Source organism: Bacillus sp. AR2-1 (assembly GCF_008368755.1).
Lineage (GTDB): Bacteria > Bacillota > Bacilli > Bacillales > Bacillaceae_G > Bacillus_A > Bacillus_A wiedmannii.
Genome location: NZ_QORY01000037.1, coordinates 1 through 2,500, shown reverse-complemented (window position 1 = coordinate 2,500; position 2,500 = coordinate 1). Strand labels below are relative to the sequence as shown.

At 52.2% G+C, this 2,500-nt stretch carries 1 rRNA gene (cut by a window edge); it reads left to right on the top strand.

Features of this window, described 5'->3' with window-relative positions:
• Positions 1–2,492 (top strand): 23S ribosomal RNA (locus DT250_RS29625); it begins 430 nt to the left of the window's first position.
• Positions 2,493–2,500: the final 8 nt, after the last annotated feature.

Here is a 2,500-nt window from a genome sequence, read left to right as displayed (position 1 = left end):
ACGTGAAATTCCGTCGGAATCTGGGAGGACCATCTCCCAAGGCTAAATACTCCCTAGTGATCGATAGTGAACCAGTACCGTGAGGGAAAGGTGAAAAGCACCCCGGAAGGGGAGTGAAAGAGATCCTGAAACCGTGTGCCTACAAATAGTCAGAGCCCGTTAATGGGTGATGGCGTGCCTTTTGTAGAATGAACCGGCGAGTTACGATCCCGTGCGAGGTTAAGCTGAAGAGGCGGAGCCGCAGCGAAAGCGAGTCTGAATAGGGCGTTTAGTACGTGGTCGTAGACCCGAAACCAGGTGATCTACCCATGTCCAGGGTGAAGTTCAGGTAACACTGAATGGAGGCCCGAACCCACGCACGTTGAAAAGTGCGGGGATGAGGTGTGGGTAGCGGAGAAATTCCAATCGAACCTGGAGATAGCTGGTTCTCCCCGAAATAGCTTTAGGGCTAGCCTTAAGTGTAAGAGTCTTGGAGGTAGAGCACTGATTGAACTAGGGGTCCTCATCGGATTACCGAATTCAGTCAAACTCCGAATGCCAATGACTTATCCTTAGGAGTCAGACTGCGAGTGATAAGATCCGTAGTCAAGAGGGAAACAGCCCAGATCGCCAGCTAAGGTCCCAAAGTGTGTATTAAGTGGAAAAGGATGTGGAGTTGCTTAGACAACTAGGATGTTGGCTTAGAAGCAGCCACCATTTAAAGAGTGCGTAATAGCTCACTAGTCGAGTGACTCTGCGCCGAAAATGTACCGGGGCTAAATACACCACCGAAGCTGCGAATTGATACCAATGGTATCAGTGGTAGGGGAGCGTTCTAAGTGCAGTGAAGTCAGACCGGAAGGACTGGTGGAGCGCTTAGAAGTGAGAATGCCGGTATGAGTAGCGAAAGACGGGTGAGAATCCCGTCCACCGAATGCCTAAGGTTTCCTGAGGAAGGCTCGTCCGCTCAGGGTTAGTCAGGACCTAAGCCGAGGCCGACAGGCGTAGGCGATGGACAACAGGTTGATATTCCTGTACCACCTCTTTATCGTTTGAGCAATGGAGGGACGCAGAAGGATAGAAGAAGCGTGCGATTGGTTGTGCACGTCCAAGCAGTTAGGCTGATAAGTAGGCAAATCCGCTTATCGTGAAGGCTGAGCTGTGATGGGGAAGCTCCTTATGGAGCGAAGTCTTTGATTCCCCGCTGCCAAGAAAAGCTTCTAGCGAGATAAAAGGTGCCTGTACCGCAAACCGACACAGGTAGGCGAGGAGAGAATCCTAAGGTGTGCGAGAGAACTCTGGTTAAGGAACTCGGCAAAATGACCCCGTAACTTCGGGAGAAGGGGTGCTTTCTTAACGGAAAGCCGCAGTGAATAGGCCCAAGCGACTGTTTAGCAAAAACACAGGTCTCTGCGAAGCCGTAAGGCGAAGTATAGGGGCTGACACCTGCCCGGTGCTGGAAGGTTAAGGAGAGGGGTTAGCGTAAGCGAAGCTCTGAACTGAAGCCCCAGTAAACGGCGGCCGTAACTATAACGGTCCTAAGGTAGCGAAATTCCTTGTCGGGTAAGTTCCGACCCGCACGAAAGGTGTAACGATTTGGGCACTGTCTCAACCAGAGACTCGGTGAAATTATAGTACCTGTGAAGATGCAGGTTACCCGCGACAGGACGGAAAGACCCCGTGGAGCTTTACTGTAGCCTGATATTGAATTTTGGTACAGTTTGTACAGGATAGGCGGGAGCCATTGAAACCGGAGCGCTAGCTTCGGTGGAGGCGCTGGTGGGATACCGCCCTGACTGTATTGAAATTCTAACCTACGGGTCTTATCGACCCGGGAGACAGTGTCAGGTGGGCAGTTTGACTGGGGCGGTCGCCTCCTAAAGTGTAACGGAGGCGCCCAAAGGTTCCCTCAGAATGGTTGGAAATCATTCGTAGAGTGCAAAGGCATAAGGGAGCTTGACTGCGAGACCTACAAGTCGAGCAGGGACGAAAGTCGGGCTTAGTGATCCGGTGGTTCCGCATGGAAGGGCCATCGCTCAACGGATAAAAGCTACCCCGGGGATAACAGGCTTATCTCCCCCAAGAGTCCACATCGACGGGGAGGTTTGGCACCTCGATGTCGGCTCATCGCATCCTGGGGCTGTAGTCGGTCCCAAGGGTTGGGCTGTTCGCCCATTAAAGCGGTACGCGAGCTGGGTTCAGAACGTCGTGAGACAGTTCGGTCCCTATCCGTCGTGGGCGTAGGAAATTTGAGAGGAGCTGTCCTTAGTACGAGAGGACCGGGATGGACGCACCGCTGGTGTACCAGTTGTTCTGCCAAGGGCATAGCTGGGTAGCTATGTGCGGAAGGGATAAGTGCTGAAAGCATCTAAGCATGAAGCCCCCCTCAAGATGAGATTTCCCATAGCGTAAGCTAGTAAGATCCCTGAAAGATGATCAGGTTGATAGGTTCGAGGTGGAAGCATGGTGACATGTGGAGCTGACGAATACTAATAGATCGAGGACTTAACCATATAATATG